Raw genomic sequence first — 16,276 nt, forward strand, 5'->3', positions numbered from 1 at the left:
AAGATGCTCAACCCTTCTCGAACCTGGCCGGGCAGTATTGCGGCCAGCTTGGTCGTGGCTTTGATTGGCAGCGCACTCTGGGCGTTATTCTCTCACAGCCACGATTTGTCACTTGCCTCCTTATGGCAAGATACCTACTTGCGTCATGTCACCTACTTTAGTTTTAAACAGGCCACGTTATCCGTTGTACTTAGCGTTGGGCTAGCAGTGCCAGTCGCTCATGCGCTGTCTCGCCGACAATTTCCAGCAAAGGCATGGCTGCTGAAGTTATTCGCCATGACCTTGGTGCTGCCGGTCTTGGTAGGAGTATTTGGACTGGTTGCTATCTATGGCCGTAGTGGCTGGATTGCACAAGCTTTCGCGCACTTCGATGCGGCTATGCCGTTTTCTATTTATGGCTTAAGTGGCATTTTACTCGCCCATGTGTTTTTTAATCTCCCTTTTTCCGCCCAATTAATGGTGCAAGCCTTAGAGGGGATCCCAGCCGATCAACGCCGTCTTGCTACCCAGCTAGGGCTCAAAGGCTGGCAACGTTTTAAGCACCTAGAATGGCCGTATCTACGCCAAAGTTTGCCTCATATCGTGGGGCTAGTATTTATGTTGTGCTTTACCAGCTTCGCGACTGTCATGGCACTGGGCGGCGGGCCGAAAGCGACGACCATCGAGCTGGCCATTTACCAAGCCATTCATTTTGATTTCGATTTACAAACGGGTGCTGTCCTCGCGCTGTGGCAAATGCTGCTATGCGGGGCCATCGCATTTACCGTGCAAACCTTGACGCGCCCGCTGCCGAGCACACCCAGTGAAGTGCTGCCGCTGCCTGCGTCTTTGGATAGCCGTGCGGCCAAGTGTTGGGATGGCCTTTGGATTGGCCTCGTTTTGCTACTGGTGTTACCGCCTCTCGGCGTGGTGATTGCACGCGGGCTGAACCCTAGCGCATTAGCGGTGCTCGGCGATAGCGCACTGTGGCAAGCGACTCTGCACTCGCTGTTCATTGCCACGGGCGCAACCACCTTTGCTTTTGTGTTAGCCGTGGCGGTGATCTTAGCCAGTCGGCACTGGCGCTTACATGGACGAAAAAAACAGGCGGACGGCATAGAAACGCTCGGTGCCATCATCCTGGTAGTGCCAAGTATCGTGCTCAGTACCGGGCTTTTTTTGCTGTTTCGCCAGTTTAGTAACGTATTCAGCTTAGCGCTGTGGCTGGTAATGACAGTGAACGCCCTGATGGCGCTGCCTTATCTTATCAAGGTCTTGAGTGCCCCCGCCTTCCAGCTCGCTCAGTCATACCATAACTTGTGCGCCACCTTAGGCGTCAGAGGCATCACGCGTTTACGTCTGATTGAGTGGGACTGTTTACGTGCACCTATTGCGCGCGGTGTCGCGGTGAGTTTTGTGTTATCCATGGGCGATCTCAGTGCCATCTCCTTATTTGGTAGTCAAAACTTTCAAACCCTGCCCCTGTATTTGTTTCGCTTAATGGGCAGTTACCAAATGGAAGCGGGCGCCGCCGCGGCGATGCTGTTACTGCTCACCAGCTTGGGGTGTTATGCCCTACTGACGCGCCTTATCCAATGGAGACACGCATGTTAACGATTTCCGATGTTCAGTATAGTTACCAACAAGATTGGATGACCTTTGATGCCCATATCGCCCCTGGAGAGATTGTGGCCGTGCTCGGGCCCAGCGGGGCAGGCAAAAGCACCTTACTATCACTGATTGCCGGGTTGATTGCCCCTGATAGTGGCGAGATTGCTATTGATGGTAAGCCAGTGACAACAACCCCCGCCCACCAGCGGCCACTGTCTATCTTGTTCCAAGAGCATAATGTCTTTACCCATTTGTCGGTGTTCGACAATATGGCGATTGGCTTATCACCATCACTGAAACTCACCGCTACCCAACGGGAAAACATTGAACAGGCAGCGCAATCGGTCGGCTTAAGCGACTATCTCTCTCGCCTGCCCGGCCAATTGTCAGGCGGGCAACGACAACGTATCGCACTGGGTAGAAGCATCGCACGCAACCAACCTTTATTGCTGCTCGATGAGCCCTTCTCCGCACTCGATCCCGCGCTAAAAAAAGACATGCTGATGCTAGTTAAGCGTACCGCCGAAGCGCAAGGCACTACCGTGGTGATGGTCACCCACCACCCTGAAGATGCTCAAGCCATTGCCTCTCAGTTTCTTTATCTCGATGAGGGAAAAGTATGTCTTCACCGTCCGGTTGAGGCGCTCAACCATCCACCCGCGATGATGCAAAGTTACATGGGCACCGCTGACGATTCGTTCCGGGTGGCATCCCCCTGATAGGCTTCTATACTAAGGAAAACACGGAAGAATCCAAGGAGGCGCCTTGTGGCCGCCAGCAGCATCCAGATCCTCGACTCGATTGTCGACTTTACCGCTAAAACGGAAGTCGATGCGATTACTAAAAGCTTGCTGACCTCAATTACCGAGCTTACCCCAGTGAGTGAAGTGGTGCTGCTTGATTACTGCGCCGATATGCAGCCTGCCTTCACGGTATTAGGCACCAATGACAACAGCGCTTTTCAGCAAGAGAACATCCATCAAATTGACGCGCTGCTTGCAGAATGCCTAGCGACACAAGCGGTGACTCAACACCATACCAATGATCATGTATTGATTGCTGTCCCCATTTATTACGAAAAAGAAGAAGGTGTGAACGGTGTTTTATGCGGCCGGGCCACAGATCTCAGCCAGGAACAACGTGCTCTAGTGGCAGGATTGACGCGTATTTACGAGAACTATCAGCAGATTATCATGGCCAGCGAGCGTGATAGTTTCACCAGCTTATTTAATCGCAAAGTCCTCTCTAAAAAGCTGGATCTTATTTGTGATCGCTTAGCACAAAGCGAGGCGACGTCCGACATTGACCCCGACAGCTCGCTCTCACCTTGGGTGTGTATTTTCGATGTTGATCACTTTAAGCAAATCAATGATAACTTTGGTCATGTATTTGGTGACGAGGTCATCTTGTTATTGGCTTCATTGATGCGCCAGACCTTCTCGTCACAAGACACCTTGTTCCGGTATGGCGGCGATGAATTTGTGGTGCTGTTTCAACCCTGCTCGCGGGCGATGGCAGAGCAAAAAGCCAACACCTTTATTGCTAATGTCAACGCTCGAGATTTTGGTGCCGCTCAGACCGTGACTATTTCCATGGGCGCGACACGGATTGAACGTGGACAACTCAGTACCAGCACCATCTTAGGCAATGCGGATCAAGCGCTCTATCACGCCAAACAAAACGGTCGTAACCAGGTCGCTTTTTATGATGACTTACTGCAATCTGGGGTGATAAAAACCTTTGTCGCCGAGGACGATGTTGAATTGTTTTAGCTCATGGAGAAAGGTGGCGGCCTGATGACCACCACCTGATACCCACTACAAATTTTCTTCGGCAAATTCAGCCAACCGACTACGCACCACGCCATTGAGGTATACGCACGCACTGCCTTCAAAGTTTTTAAACCGCTCGACAATGTAAGTCAGCCCTGATGTCACTGGGGTTAAATACGAAGAATCAATTTGCGCTAAGTTCCCCGAGCACACCAGCTTGGTACCTTCCCCACATCGGGTGATAATGGTTTTAAGCTGAGAGGCAGTCAGGTTTTGGCACTCATCCAAAATGACAAACGCGTTTTGAATCGAACGACCACGCATAAAGTTAATCGATTTAAACTGTAGATTGGCTTTCTCCATGATGTACCGCATCGAGCCATCAGTGCACTCGTCATGCATGTGCAACGCTTCTAGCGTGTCGGTGACGGCCCCAAGCCAAGGCAACATTTTCTCTTCTTCAGTGCCCGGTAAAAAGCCGATCGACTCGCCAATATCTGGTGTATTGCGGGTCACGATAATCTTGTCATACATCCCTTTTTCGACCACTTGTTCAAGGGCCGCTGCCATCGCCAGAATGGTTTTACCACAGCCCGCCGGACCGGTGAGGATCGCCAAGTCAATGCTCGGATCCAGCAACGCATCCATTGCCATGCCTTGGTAGATATTTTTCGGTTTTACATCCCACGCGGCGCGATGCATCAATCGCTCTCGGCTCAGATCTTTAATCACCGCTTTATCGCCATCAATGGCTTGCACTCGCGCAGCAAAATCGTCACTGTCATCCAACAGGTATTGATTAACAAACGGGGTATCGAGGAGCTCTGACGGCAACGTATGTAAGGTCTCTGTGCCATAGGCTTGACTATTGCACTCCCCCACTTTATCCCAAAAGCTACCTTCAAATTGGTGGAAACCCTTGGTCAACAATCGTACATCATCAATCAACTGGTCGGTGCGATAATCCTCCACATGCATCACCCCCGCCCCTTTAGCGCGCAGACGCATATTGATGTCTTTGGTCACCAACACCACTTTACGTGGCGAGCGTTTGGTTTGTAGATATAACACCGCATTGAGTATTCGGTTATCACCCGCTTTATCCGCGAAGGCATGGACCGTTTCTTTGATCTCAAAATCAGCGAGAATCGATACCGTGCCAGTAGCATCCCCTTTGCCAACGGCAATACCCTCGCCAATTTCGTCAGGAGTAGCCTCTTTAAAAATATCTTCCAAGGCGCGGATCGCCACACGCGCATCCCGTGAGACATCACGCTTGCTGTCTTTGATGCGGTCAAGTTCTTCGAGGACAGTCATGGGGATCACGACATCGTGTTCTTGGAAAGAGTAAATCGAGAAAGGCTCGTGGAGGAGAATATTAGTATCAAGTACAAACAGCTTCCGGTCGGCGTCGCCCATAGGCACCTCCTGTGTCGGCAGTTCACTGTCGGTGACAGCGCTTAAAATAAGCGTAGACCTGGCCGTTGGGATGCGCCCAACTTGTTTTACTGCGCCAGCTCACGCTTTTATCTTTGCCGCCCATTAATGACGTTTGTATGTCAGCGTGACCTTTGATGCGATTCGTTGAGTTTCATCGTGACCCTCCTCACAAGTTCGAGTACTATTGGCGGCCAATTTTTTCAGTGCCACACTGAATAGCAGAGTATTTAAACGACGCTGTATTGAATGGCGTCGCGTCTTTCGACAATCGAGTTAATTCAGAGGTTTTCCCCTATGTCATTTGCGCTTGGACAACGTTGGATCAGTGATACGGAACATGATCTTGGACTCGGCACTGTGGTGTCCGTTGATGGCCGTACCGTGACCCTAATGTTTCCTGCTAGTGATGAAACACGGCTGTATGCCAGCCATGATGCGCCCGTGACTCGGGTGATGTTCAATCCCGGCGATGAGGTGGAAAGTCACGAAGGCTGGACCATGACCGTCTCACGCGTTGAGGAAAACGATGGGGTATTAACCTATTACGGCCAGCGTTCCGACACAGGGGAAGATGAGGTCGCACTGCGTGAGATCTTACTCAGCCACCAAATTCGCTTTAACAAGCCGCAAGACAAACTGTTTGCAGGCCAACTCGATCGTATGGACCGTTTTGCCCTGCGTTATCGCGCCCTGACCAACCAATATCAGCAATTGCGCAGCCCGCTACGCGGCTTGACTGGTATGCGTGCTGGCCTGATCCCCCATCAGCTTTATATTGCCCATGAAGTCGGTCGTCGTCATGCACCACGCGTGCTGCTCGCCGACGAAGTGGGGTTGGGGAAAACCATTGAGGCAGGAATGATTATCCACCAGCAGGTGCTGGCTGGCCGTGCGGAACGTGTGCTGATTGTGGTACCCGAAACCCTGCAGCACCAGTGGCTGGTGGAGATGATGCGCCGCTTTAATCTGCATTTCTCCATTTTCGATGAAGAGCGCTGTGTCGAGGCTTTTGCCGACGCCCCCAACCCCTTTGATACCCAACAGTTGGTATTGTGCTCACTCGAGTTTCTGCGCAAAAACCGCCGCCGGGTGGAACAAGTCTGTGATACCCATTGGGATCTACTGGTGGTTGACGAAGCCCATCACTTGACTTGGACGCCGGAGGCACCGAGTCGAGAATATCAAATCGTTGAAAGCATTGCCGAACATACGCCGGGCGTGTTGCTGCTCACCGCCACGCCAGAGCAACTGGGCCAACAAAGCCATTTTGCTCGCTTGCGCCTGCTCGACCCCGACCGTTTCTATGATTACGACGTCTTTGTCGAAGAAGCWCAACAATACGCGCCYGTGGCTGARGCSGTKGAAGCGCTGCTGRRCGATACGCCACTGACCGACGCGGCACAAGCTGGGATACGTCAGCTATTGCAACACGAAGATCTGTCAGCACGTTTAGCCCAAGTGCACAGTGATAACGCAGAAGAGAACGCTCAGGCGCGCCAACAATTGATTGATGATCTTATGGACCGTCACGGCACCGGGCGTGTGTTATTTCGCAATACCCGAGCAGCAATCAGTGGCTTCCCCAGCCGCCACCTGCATATGCACCCACTCGCGCTACCCAGTCAATATCAAACTGCCATGCGAGTCGCTGGCATGATGGGTAGCACCGGCTCAAGCGAACAAAAGGCCGTGCAAAACCTATACCCAGAAGATATCTATCAACAGTTTGAAGGGGATAGCGCGAGCTGGTGGGGCTTTGATCCGCGTATTGACTGGCTGCTGGATTACTTAAAGGCCCATCGCAGCGAGAAGGTGCTGATTATTTGCTCGCGGGCGCAAACCGCACTGACTCTGGAGCAAGCACTGCGTGAGCGCGAAGGCATTCGCGGTACCGTATTCCATGAAGGCATGTCGATTGTCGAGCGTGACAAAGCCGCCGCTTACTTTGCCCAAGAAGAAGGGGGCGCTCAGGTCTTGATCTGCTCGGAAATTGGCTCTGAGGGGCGCAACTTCCAGTTTGCTCATCAGCTGGTAATGTTCGACTTACCGATGAATCCCGACTTACTCGAGCAGCGTATTGGCCGCCTTGACCGTATTGGCCAGACGCAAGATATTGCCATTCATGTCCCGTACCTTGAAGGCACCGCGCAAACCATTTTGGCGCGCTGGTATCACGAAGGCTTGGACGCGTTTGAAGATACTTGCCCCACGGGCCGAGCGGTGTTTGAACAATACGGCGAGACCCTCCTGGCCTTGTTGGCCGCCAACCAACAAGATGATGCGCTGACGACCCTTATTCACGACAGTGCCACCATGAACCAACGGCTAAAAGCGGAAATGGAGCAAGGCCGCGATAAACTGCTAGAAATGCACTCTCACGGTGGGGAAGCCGCCAACCAACTGGCAAACACTATTGCTGAGCAGGATGGTGATACCAACTTAGTCACCTTTACCTTGGGGCTGTTTGATACTATCGGTGTCAATCAAGATGACAAAGGAGAAAATGCCTTGGTGGTCAAACCGTCTGAACACATGATGGTGCCCAGCTACCCAGGGCTGCCTACCGATGGCTGTACCATCACCTTTGACCGCGATACCGCATTGAGTCGCGAAGATGTTCAGTTTGTGTCTTGGGAGCACCCCATTGTTCGCGGCGGCATTGATTTGCTGCTGAGCGAAAACATCGGCACTACCGCGGTATCACTGCTTAAAAACAAGTCACTGCCGGTCGGCACGCTGTTTGTCGAGCTTATCTACACCATTGACGCCCAAGCTCCGAAATCGAGCGGTATCCACCGCTTTTTACCGCAAACACCCGTGCGACTGTTGCTTGATGCCAATGGCAATGATCTGTCCGCCAACGTCGAGTTTGAAAGCTTCCATCGTCAACTGAGCCCTGTTAACCGTCACCTCGGCAGTAAAATGGTCAACTCAGTACAAAGCCAGATCCACAAACTGATTGAGAGCAGTGAGCCACTGGCAGAAAAAGCCCTCGGTGAGATCCAAACCCGGGCGCTCCAAGAAATGGAAACCGAGCTCCAACAAGCCTTAGCGCGTTTAGAGGCGCTGAAAACGGTCAATCCGAATATTCGTGATGATGAGCTAGACGCATTACGCGAGCAGATAAGCACCTTGTCGCACCATATTCAGCACGCACAAATTGAACTCGATGCGCTGCGCCTTGTTGTGGTTAGCCACCAATAAACCAAAGTGAGACGGGGCCCGGCGGCCCCGATAAACCCTATGGCAATGACTGAATACCATCCACCGACAGATCCTTGGTTAGACATCCTCTATCAAGATGCGGATCTGGTGGTGATCAACAAACCCAGTGGTCTGCTGGCCAACCCTGGTCGCAATCCCGAGCATTACGACAGCGCATGGTCGCGCGTGAAAGCCGCGTTTCCCTCCGCCGAGCTGGTTCACCGCTTAGACATGTCCACCTCAGGGGTGATGGCCTTTGCCGCCCATAAAGAAGCAGAGCGCAACCTTAAAGCGCAGTTTCGCGACCGCGTCCCTACCAAACTCTATTATGCGGAAGTGTGGGGACAACCCGACAGCCATGACGGCATCATTGACTTGCCGCTGATTTGTGACTGGCCCAACCGCCCGCGTCAGAAAGTGTGCTTTGAACATGGCAAGCCATCACAAACCCACTACCGTTGCTTGCAAGCCTCACCATCTACCTGCTTGATGGCCCTGTACCCGTTGACGGGACGCTCGCACCAACTGCGCGTGCATATGCAGTCTATAGGGCACAGCATTGTCGGCGATGAATTTTATGCCTGCCCGGATGCGCTCGCCTATACCCATCGACTGCACCTCCATGCTGCCGAACTCAGCCTGCTGCATCCGGCCACCGGTGAAACGCTCCATTTTCAGGCTCCCTGTGATTTTTACTCCACGATGCCCGACAACCGCTTGGCCAATGAGTATCAATTGGCCGTACCACTTGCGAGCACAACGACGGATTCACAGGCCAGCTAGCTGAAACCATTGCACAACATCGCGATATCTCGCACCCTAGAGCCATGGATTGAGACTCGGAGATCAACATGGCTCAGCACGACCCCGTCAATATCGTCTTTCTCGACCGCAACACTATCCCAGCGCATATTGTCCTGCCCACGCCCCAGCATCCACATCACTGGCAAGCCTACGGTGAAACGCAACCCAGCGATGTGATCGCGCGCTTACAAGACGCTGATGTCGCCATTACCAACAAAGTGGTGATCGATGAAACGGTGCTTACCGCCTGCCCGAAACTCAAACTGATTGCAGTGGCCGCAACAGGGGTAAACAATGTCGACTTGGCGGCCTGCCAAGCGCATGGTGTACAAGTATGCAATGTGCAAGGCTATGCCACTCAGTCGGTGCCTGAGCATGTCATTGCCATGATTTTTGCCCTCAAGCGCCAGCTCCTCGGCTATCACCAAGATGTCCAAAATGGCGAATGGCAAAAGCAAGGACAGTTCTGCTTTTTCACCCACCCTATTGGCAGTGTGGCCGGCAGTACATTGGGGATCATTGGAAAAGGTGCATTGGGCGAGGCCGTCGCACAACTTGCGCGCGCAGTAGGAATGAAGGTGGTTTTCGCCGAGCACCGTGGTGCACAGGCATGCCGACCTGGTTATCTGCCTTTCGAACACGTGCTATGCCAAGCAGATGTGCTCTCCTTACATTGCCCACTCACCGATAACACCCATCATCTTATCGACCAAGACACGCTGGCGTTGATGCCAGAGCATGCCATATTGATCAACACCGGACGTGGCGGCTTAGTCAACGAGACCGCGCTGCTACACGCGCTAGAAACGGGTCAAATTGGCGGTGCTGGATTGGATGTACTGAGTGAAGAGCCGGCACCTAACACTCACCCGCTGATCGCCGCATCATTGCCTAACCTGCTGGTCACCCCTCATATCGCATGGGGCGCAGATGAAGCGGTTAACCGTCTCGCCAACCAACTGGTGGATAACATTGATGGCTTTTTAAGCGGATCGCCGCAACATACACTGGTTGACTAACGCACAAGCCCGCTACATATCGCGGGCTTTTTTCACCACATCGTAGGCTTTTTGGATCTCTTGCGCCTTTTCTTTGGCAAGCTCCATCATTTCTGGCGGCAAGCCTTTTGCCATCAATTTATCGGGATGATGCTCATTCATCAGCTTACGGTAGGCTTTTTTCACCTCCTGAGAGGAAGCCGACGCATCAACACCCAGCACATCATAGGCATCATCAATCTCACTTTGCCGTGGTGGTGCGCCCGGCCCATCGGTTTGATGCTGCCAGCCGCCTTGATAACCTTGGCTAAAGCGAAACGCGGCTTCTTGCATCCGTAACCGTTGCTCCAGTTGCTGCGGCGAAAAACCCAGTTTCTCAGCAATCACATAGAGTAGTTCGCGCTCTTTAGGATGTAGCTCGCCGTCAGCAAACGCCGCTTGTATTTGCATTTCCAGAAAGACACGCGACAAATCACGCTGCCCTTGGCTCAAAGCACGAATGCCGTTGAGGGTTTCATCCAGCGGAAAATCACTGTCTTTCCCCTCACGGAATGCCTGCTGAGCCAACTGCCTGGCTTCACCTTGCAGCTGCATTCTGTCCATAAATAAGCTGGCGAGACGAATTTCATCCTGTGTCACCTGCCCTTTGGCTTTGGCGATATGTCCCATCACGGCAAAGGTACCGTGAAAAAAAACACGTTGTGCTTGTGGGCCTTGGGCACCAAAACCGCCGAAACGCGCGCGCTGTTTCGCTTTATCAAACTGATGACCCAAGAAAAGGCCAAGAAGAAAACCGATTGGGCCTCCCAACAATGTGCCGAGAATTGCACCAATTACCTTGCCATTTAGTCGCATGCCATGGTCTCATTGCTAGTTTCACACCCTGAACATTTACAGGTGATGCCGGGCGTAAATTGATTTATGATAATCGCATTTTGCAGCCAAAGCATACTGATGCGTTGCCTTCGTGTACACCACGCAATCAGATAAAACAGGAATGTCTTCTTCAATGTCACCGACTGCACGTAGCTTTTTAGCCACCATGATTAGCCTGGCGCTTTATGGCCCAGCCCTTGTTTTTGCTAATGCGGAATCATCCAACGAACCTTGTCCTGATAGCGAGGCGCGCTGTATTCCAGCAAGTGAGCAAACCCAAGATGTGAACAATGCGCCTATTCGCGTGGTGGCCGATCGCGCGGAAGCGCAAACCAATGAAAAAGCCATCTACAACGGTAATGTCGAGGTGACCCAAGGTCATCGTAAAATGACGGCAGATACCGCGACCTTGCGCGATCCAGAACGGATCGTCACCGCTCAAGGTGATGTGGTGTTCAATGACGGCCAGATGATGGTGACATCGGACTATTTACAAGCCAATTTAGAAAACGAAGACACCACACTCAATAATGCGCAGTACAAGATGCTGTGTACGCCAGGGCGAGGGGAAGCCAAGCGGGTATTTAAAAACGGTACCACCTTCTATGAGCTGGAAGATGGCACCTATACCACCTGTCCGGACGAAGACAAAAGCTGGCGCTTTTCTGCCTCGAAAATAGAAAAAGAAGACAGTAGCTTATTTGCTGACCTTTATCACCCTCGGTTTGAGGTGATGAATGTGCCGATCTTTTATCTGCCATACCTGCGGGTGCCCGTTGAAGATGGCCGGCTAACGGGCTTTTTATACCCATCAGTCTCTTGGAGTGATCGCGATGGTATCGAGATGGAAACGCCATTTTATTGGAACATCCATCCGCAACTTGACGCCACGATCACGCCCAAATACATGTCGGAACGGGGTGTGCAGCTCAATACTAAGGTGCGTTATTTAACCCCACTCGGCTCAGGCGCTTTGTACTCAGAATATCTGCCTGATGATCAGCGTAACCCAGATCTTGACGCACGCTGGGGCTTTAACTGGACGCACAGCGGCGTACAGGGTCACTGGCGCTACCAAGCCGATTACAGCAAGGTCAGTGACATCACCTACTTCCAAAACATTGACTCGGACGTGGGTAAACGGGAAGACAATACCTTGCTGCAAACCGGTGAAATCAGCTACCGCGGCTTAGATTGGAACAGCACCGTGCGCGTGAGAGATTTCCAACCGCTCACAGAAAATACCAGCGTGTATCGTTTGATGCCGCAAGTCGATTTTAACTACTACGCGCCGCAAGTGCTGCCATGGTTGGATATCAGCGTACCGGCACAATTTAGTGTGTTTGCTAACGACGACCCGAATAAACCCGAAGCAACGCGCACACATCTCGCCCCGACCTTGACCATGCCCTTCACACGCCCTTGGTTTAATGCCACGGCCGAAGCCAGCATGCTCTACACCCATTACGATCAGCGCTTTGACAATGCCATGCCAGATGCCGAGTCGACGGCGACCTTGAGTAAGTCGGTGGAGCGTAAAATCCCAACCGTGCGCTTGCATTCCGGCGTGGTTCTAGAGCGTAACTTTTGGGCGATGGGGGGGCACTTTAGCCAAACGATCGAACCTCAAGTGCAATACTTGTACATCAAAGACGTAGAGCAAGGGGATATTTATAACCCCGTCAACTTCAGTGGTGGTGGCTACGATACCGCACGCTTACAAACCGACTACTATGGTTTGTTCCGCGGCAATCAATTTAGCAGCATTGATTATGTTAACCCGGCTAACCAGCTGACTTACGGGGCGACCACTCGTTTTTACGACGGTGGCTATAAAGAGCGACTCAACCTGTCGTTCGGGCAAATTTATTACTTTGATCAGCCGTCAAACCAAGACGCAGAAACCTTTGACTATTCATCTTGGGCGCTCGAAGGGGAAGCGAATATTGATGACTACCTGTTTTTACGGGCATCAATGCAGTACGACAGCAACCTCAGTGAAATGCAATTTGGTAACGTGATTGCCGAGTATCGCCGCCAACAATTCTACGCGCAAACCAGTTATCGCTATGTGGCCCAAGAATACATTGAGTCTACCTTGCCTAACCGCGATATCAGCGCACTCACCGATGACGGCCTATCCCAAGCCGGTGTGGTCACAGGCTTCCCACTGTGGGGAGGCCTCAGTTTTAAAGGCCAATACTGGCGCGATCTGACTCAAGACGTGATGCTAGAAAATCAGTTTAGCCTGACCTATCGCTCGGATTGTTGGGTGGTCGGCCTGAGCTATAACGAGTACTTACTCTCGCGCTCGGATATTAATACAGACCCAGAATACGACAACAACGTGACCCTCTCGTTTAGCCTATTGGGACTGGGAGCTGACAGTGGCTTTAACTTCAGTACAGACTCGGGTAACGCCTTGGGTTATCGTAATCCTTTTGCCCTGAAGAACTAACCCGCCATATTGTGGTCTGGACTGTTGAACCTATGAAAAGAAGTGGACAAAGCATGAACAAATGGAGTCACGCCCTCATCACTGGCGTTTTAGTGTTGCTGACCCCTTTAACACAAGCCGCGCCGAAAGCACTCGATCGCGTGATTGCGGTCGTCAATGACGGCGTGGTGTTAAAAAGTGATATGACGGCGATGCGTCGTACCGTTACCCTTAATGCCGCCAACAGCGATCGCGAATTGCCGCCGCAAGAGGTGCTTGAAGAGCAGATGCGTGAGCGGCTGATTATTGAGGAGCTACAGCTGCAAGAGGCTAAACGTTTAGGGATTCAGATAGACGACAGCCAATTGCAACAAGCAATTGAAAACATTGCTAAGGAGCAATCGGTTAGCGTACAAGCCCTGCGTGAAAAAATGGCTGAGCAAGGTGTCGCGTGGGCACAATACCGTGAACAAGTGCGTCGTGAGCTCACCATTTCCGAAGCACGTAATGCGCAAGTACGTCGCCGTATTAGTATTTTACCGCAAGAAGTCGAGACGCTCGCTAGCCAACTAAACGAGCAAAAAATGCAAAAAGTGAAATACAAACTTTCGCATATTCAGCTCAAGTTAGACGACGATGCTAGCAAGGCTGAGCGTGAAAGCGTGAAACAGCAAGCTCATCGCTTAGTCGATACTCTACGCCATGACGGGAATGTCGCTGAACTGGCGATGGAATATTCCAAAGGGCCCAAAGCGCTCGACGGCGGTGATTGGGGCTGGTTGCGACGAGAAGAAATGCCCACCATTTTCGCCGACCAAATCACCAATCAAGGTAAAGGGGCGATCATCGGCCCCTTTAGAAGCGGCGTTGGCTTCCATATTCTCAAAATTGACGATGTACAAGGGCTAGAAACGGTCGCGGTCACCGAAGTGAAAGCGCGTCATATCCTGATCAAACCATCGATCGTGCTGAGTGATAAAGGCGCGGAGAAAGAGCTCAACCAACTGACGAACCAAATCCGACGTGGTGAGCAAAGTTTTGCCGATCTCGCCAAGCAGTACAGCGATGATCCTGGCTCGGCAGTCAATGGGGGGGATCTAGGTTGGTCAACCACAGATGCCTATGTGCCTGCCTTCAAAGCCAAAGTCGATGCCCTGCCAGAAGGACAAGTCAGCGAGCCGTTTAAAACCGTACATGGCTGGCATATTGTCGAAGTCACCGATCGTCGTGAAGTGGATAAAACCGATGCGGCAGTGAAAAATCGCGCTTACCGCATGCTGTTCAATAGAAAATTCAACGAAGAAGCGCAGGCTTGGCTGCAAGAGCTACGCGCAGGGGCTTACGTCGAGGTGCTCACCGATGACAGCTGAGCGTATCGCGATTACGCCCGGAGAGCCTGCAGGCATCGGGCCTGATCTTGTCTTGGCCATGGCGCTTCATGCCTGGCCTCATCAGCTTGTCGCCGTCGCCAATAAGCAGATGCTGGCTGAGCGCGCCAAGCAGTTAGGGCTAGCCATCAGCTTACGCGACTACGATCCCCGCACTGAGCCGCAAGCACACAAGGCGGGCGAGCTCATTGTCGCAGAGACGCCGATTGGCGCGCCGGTGACGCCCGGGCAACTGGATGAGGCCAACGGCCGCTATGTACTTGATACCCTCACCCGCGCCGCGGAAGGAAACATGAGCGGCGAGTTTGCCGCGATTGTCACCGGTCCGGTTCATAAAGGGATCATCAACCGTGCTGGGGTCTCTTTTAGTGGCCACACCGAGTTTTTCGCCCAGCACGCCAATGTCAATCAAGTCGTGATGATGCTCGCCACTGAGGGGCTACGCGTCGCCTTGGTCACCACCCATATTCCATTGGCCTATGTCTCCAAGGCCATCACCCGTGAGCGCTTGCACGACGTTATCGGCATTTTGCATCAAGACTTACGCGAAAAGTTTGCCATCACACATCCTCGTATTTATGTGTGCGGCCTGAATCCGCATGCTGGTGAAGGGGGCTGTTTAGGAACAGAAGAAATCGACACCATTGAGCCGGCGCTGGATGATCTGCGCCAACAAGGGATGGATTTAGTCGGTCCTTTACCTGCAGACACGCTTTTCCAGGAAAAATACCTGCAAGATGCAGACGCCGTGCTGGCGATGTATCACGACCAGGGCTTACCTGTGTTAAAATTCAAAGGATTTGGCCGCTCAGTGAATATTACCCTGGGTCTGCCTTTTGTCAGAACATCAGTAGATCATGGTACTGCACTGGATTTAGCGGGTACCGGTACGGCGGATACAGGAAGCCTGCGGACGGCCATCTCCCACGCCATTGAATTAGTAGATAGCAAGCATGAGCGATAAAGTCCATCAAGGCCACCGTGCCAGAAAACGTTTCGGACAAAACTTCCTAAACGACCCATATGTCATCGATGGGATAGTGTCAGCCATTAATCCCCAATCCGGCGAGAATCTAGTTGAGATTGGTCCAGGCCTCGGCGCGCTCACCGAGCCCGTCACAGAGCAAGTTGATCACTTAAACGTGGTTGAGCTTGACCGTGATCTTGCCGCACGCCTACGCAGTCATCCATTTATGGGGCGCAAACTCACGGTCCATGAGGCCGATGCCATGGCGTTTGATTTTGCCGAGCTTGCCAAGCAAGGTCCACTGCGGATTTTTGGTAACCTGCCATACAATGTCTCTACACCGTTAATGTTCCATCTGTTCTCGTTTGCCGATCAAGTGCAAGATATGCACTTTATGTTGCAAAAAGAGGTGGTTAACCGTCTGGCTGCAGGCCCGGGCACCAAAGCATATGGGCGTCTCACTGTGATGGCACAATACTACTGCCAAGTCATCCCTGTATTGGAAGTGCCACCGAGTGCCTTTAAACCCGCACCGAAAGTGGACTCTGCCGTTGTCCGTCTGGTGCCACACAAAACCCTGCCACATCCAGTCACCAATTTGTCATGGTTGGAGCGCGTGTGTCGTGAAGGTTTTAATCAGCGTCGCAAAACCATACGTAACTGTTTTAAATCATTAGTCAGCACGGACACCTTGACCGAGCTCGGTATCGACCCCAGCTTACGTCCTGAGCACATGACTTTGGCGCAGTTCTCCCGCTTAGCTAACTGGTTGGACGCCAATCACTCATCATAAACAGGAG

The 16,276-nt window shown here is 52.2% G+C and carries 12 protein-coding genes; 10 read left to right on the forward strand and 2 right to left on the reverse strand.

Features of this window, described 5'->3' with window-relative positions; all coding sequences use genetic code 11:
• The first annotated feature begins 3 nt into the window (after positions 1–3).
• From thiP to BZG23_RS05490, 3 genes are read left to right on the forward strand one after another with little or no spacing between them, the layout of a single operon-like run.
• Positions 4–1,593 carry a thiamine/thiamine pyrophosphate ABC transporter permease gene (thiP, locus tag BZG23_RS05480; RefSeq protein ID WP_077606382.1) on the forward strand — a complete coding sequence of 530 codons (1,590 nt, stop codon included), beginning with the start codon at positions 4–6 and terminating at the stop codon, positions 1,591–1,593.
• On the forward strand, positions 1,587–2,309 hold the full coding sequence (thiQ, locus tag BZG23_RS05485) for a thiamine ABC transporter ATP-binding protein (RefSeq protein WP_077606383.1): 723 nt from the start codon (positions 1,587–1,589) through the stop codon (positions 2,307–2,309). The genes thiP and thiQ overlap by 7 nt, the downstream gene beginning before the upstream one ends.
• Positions 2,310–2,357: 48 nt before the next feature.
• Positions 2,358–3,362, forward strand: coding sequence for a GGDEF domain-containing protein (locus BZG23_RS05490; RefSeq protein WP_077606384.1), 1,005 nt, complete (start codon positions 2,358–2,360; stop codon positions 3,360–3,362).
• A 45-nt stretch (positions 3,363–3,407) separates the two neighbouring features.
• Here the strand turns inward: BZG23_RS05490 and BZG23_RS05495 are convergent, their stop codons facing one another.
• The gene (locus BZG23_RS05495; RefSeq protein ID WP_046074270.1) at positions 3,408–4,781 is read right to left on the reverse strand and encodes a PhoH family protein; all 1,374 of its coding nucleotides are present in this window, start codon (positions 4,779–4,781) and stop codon (positions 3,408–3,410) included.
• A gap of 315 nt (positions 4,782–5,096) precedes the next feature.
• Here BZG23_RS05495 and rapA point away from each other — a divergent pair, with 315 nt between their 5' ends.
• From rapA to BZG23_RS05510, 3 genes are all read left to right on the forward strand, one after another.
• Positions 5,097–8,006 (forward strand): RNA polymerase-associated protein RapA, encoded by a 2,910-nt coding sequence (rapA, locus tag BZG23_RS05500; RefSeq protein ID WP_077606385.1) that lies wholly within the window; start codon positions 5,097–5,099, stop codon positions 8,004–8,006.
• A 39-nt stretch (positions 8,007–8,045) separates the two neighbouring features.
• The gene (gene rluA / locus BZG23_RS05505) at positions 8,046–8,789 is read left to right on the forward strand and encodes a bifunctional tRNA pseudouridine(32) synthase/23S rRNA pseudouridine(746) synthase RluA (protein ID WP_077606386.1); all 744 of its coding nucleotides are present in this window, start codon (positions 8,046–8,048) and stop codon (positions 8,787–8,789) included.
• A 68-nt stretch (positions 8,790–8,857) separates the two neighbouring features.
• Positions 8,858–9,829: a D-2-hydroxyacid dehydrogenase gene (locus tag BZG23_RS05510; RefSeq protein ID WP_077606387.1), complete on the forward strand. Its 972-nt coding sequence runs from the start codon at positions 8,858–8,860 to the stop codon at positions 9,827–9,829.
• A 12-nt stretch (positions 9,830–9,841) separates the two neighbouring features.
• On the opposite strand, the gene djlA is transcribed toward BZG23_RS05510, so the two are convergent.
• The gene (gene djlA / locus BZG23_RS05515) at positions 9,842–10,663 is read right to left on the reverse strand and encodes a co-chaperone DjlA (RefSeq protein ID WP_046074274.1); all 822 of its coding nucleotides are present in this window, start codon (positions 10,661–10,663) and stop codon (positions 9,842–9,844) included.
• 154 nt (positions 10,664–10,817) lie between these two features.
• On the opposite strand from djlA, the gene lptD reads away from it, so the two are divergent.
• Genes lptD through rsmA form a run of 4 tightly spaced genes read left to right on the forward strand, consistent with a single transcriptional unit; the run spans position 10,818 to position 16,269 of the window.
• Entirely contained in the window at positions 10,818–13,142 is a 2,325-nt protein-coding gene (gene lptD / locus BZG23_RS05520; protein ID WP_077606388.1) for an LPS assembly protein LptD, read from the forward strand.
• Positions 13,143–13,195: 53 nt separating this feature from the next.
• Entirely contained in the window at positions 13,196–14,491 is a 1,296-nt protein-coding gene (gene surA, locus BZG23_RS05525; protein ID WP_046074276.1) for a peptidylprolyl isomerase SurA, read from the forward strand.
• Entirely contained in the window at positions 14,481–15,473 is a 993-nt protein-coding gene (gene pdxA, locus BZG23_RS05530) for a 4-hydroxythreonine-4-phosphate dehydrogenase PdxA (protein ID WP_046074277.1), read from the forward strand. Before surA ends, pdxA begins: the two co-directional genes overlap by 11 nt.
• Complete coding sequence (gene rsmA / locus BZG23_RS05535) at positions 15,463–16,269, forward strand: 16S rRNA (adenine(1518)-N(6)/adenine(1519)-N(6))-dimethyltransferase RsmA (RefSeq protein WP_077606389.1); 807 nt, start codon at positions 15,463–15,465, stop codon at positions 16,267–16,269. The genes pdxA and rsmA overlap by 11 nt, the downstream gene beginning before the upstream one ends.
• Positions 16,270–16,276: the final 7 nt, after the last annotated feature.

The organism is Salinivibrio sp. ML290 (genome assembly GCF_001995695.1).
Lineage (GTDB): Bacteria > Pseudomonadota > Gammaproteobacteria > Enterobacterales > Vibrionaceae > Salinivibrio > Salinivibrio siamensis.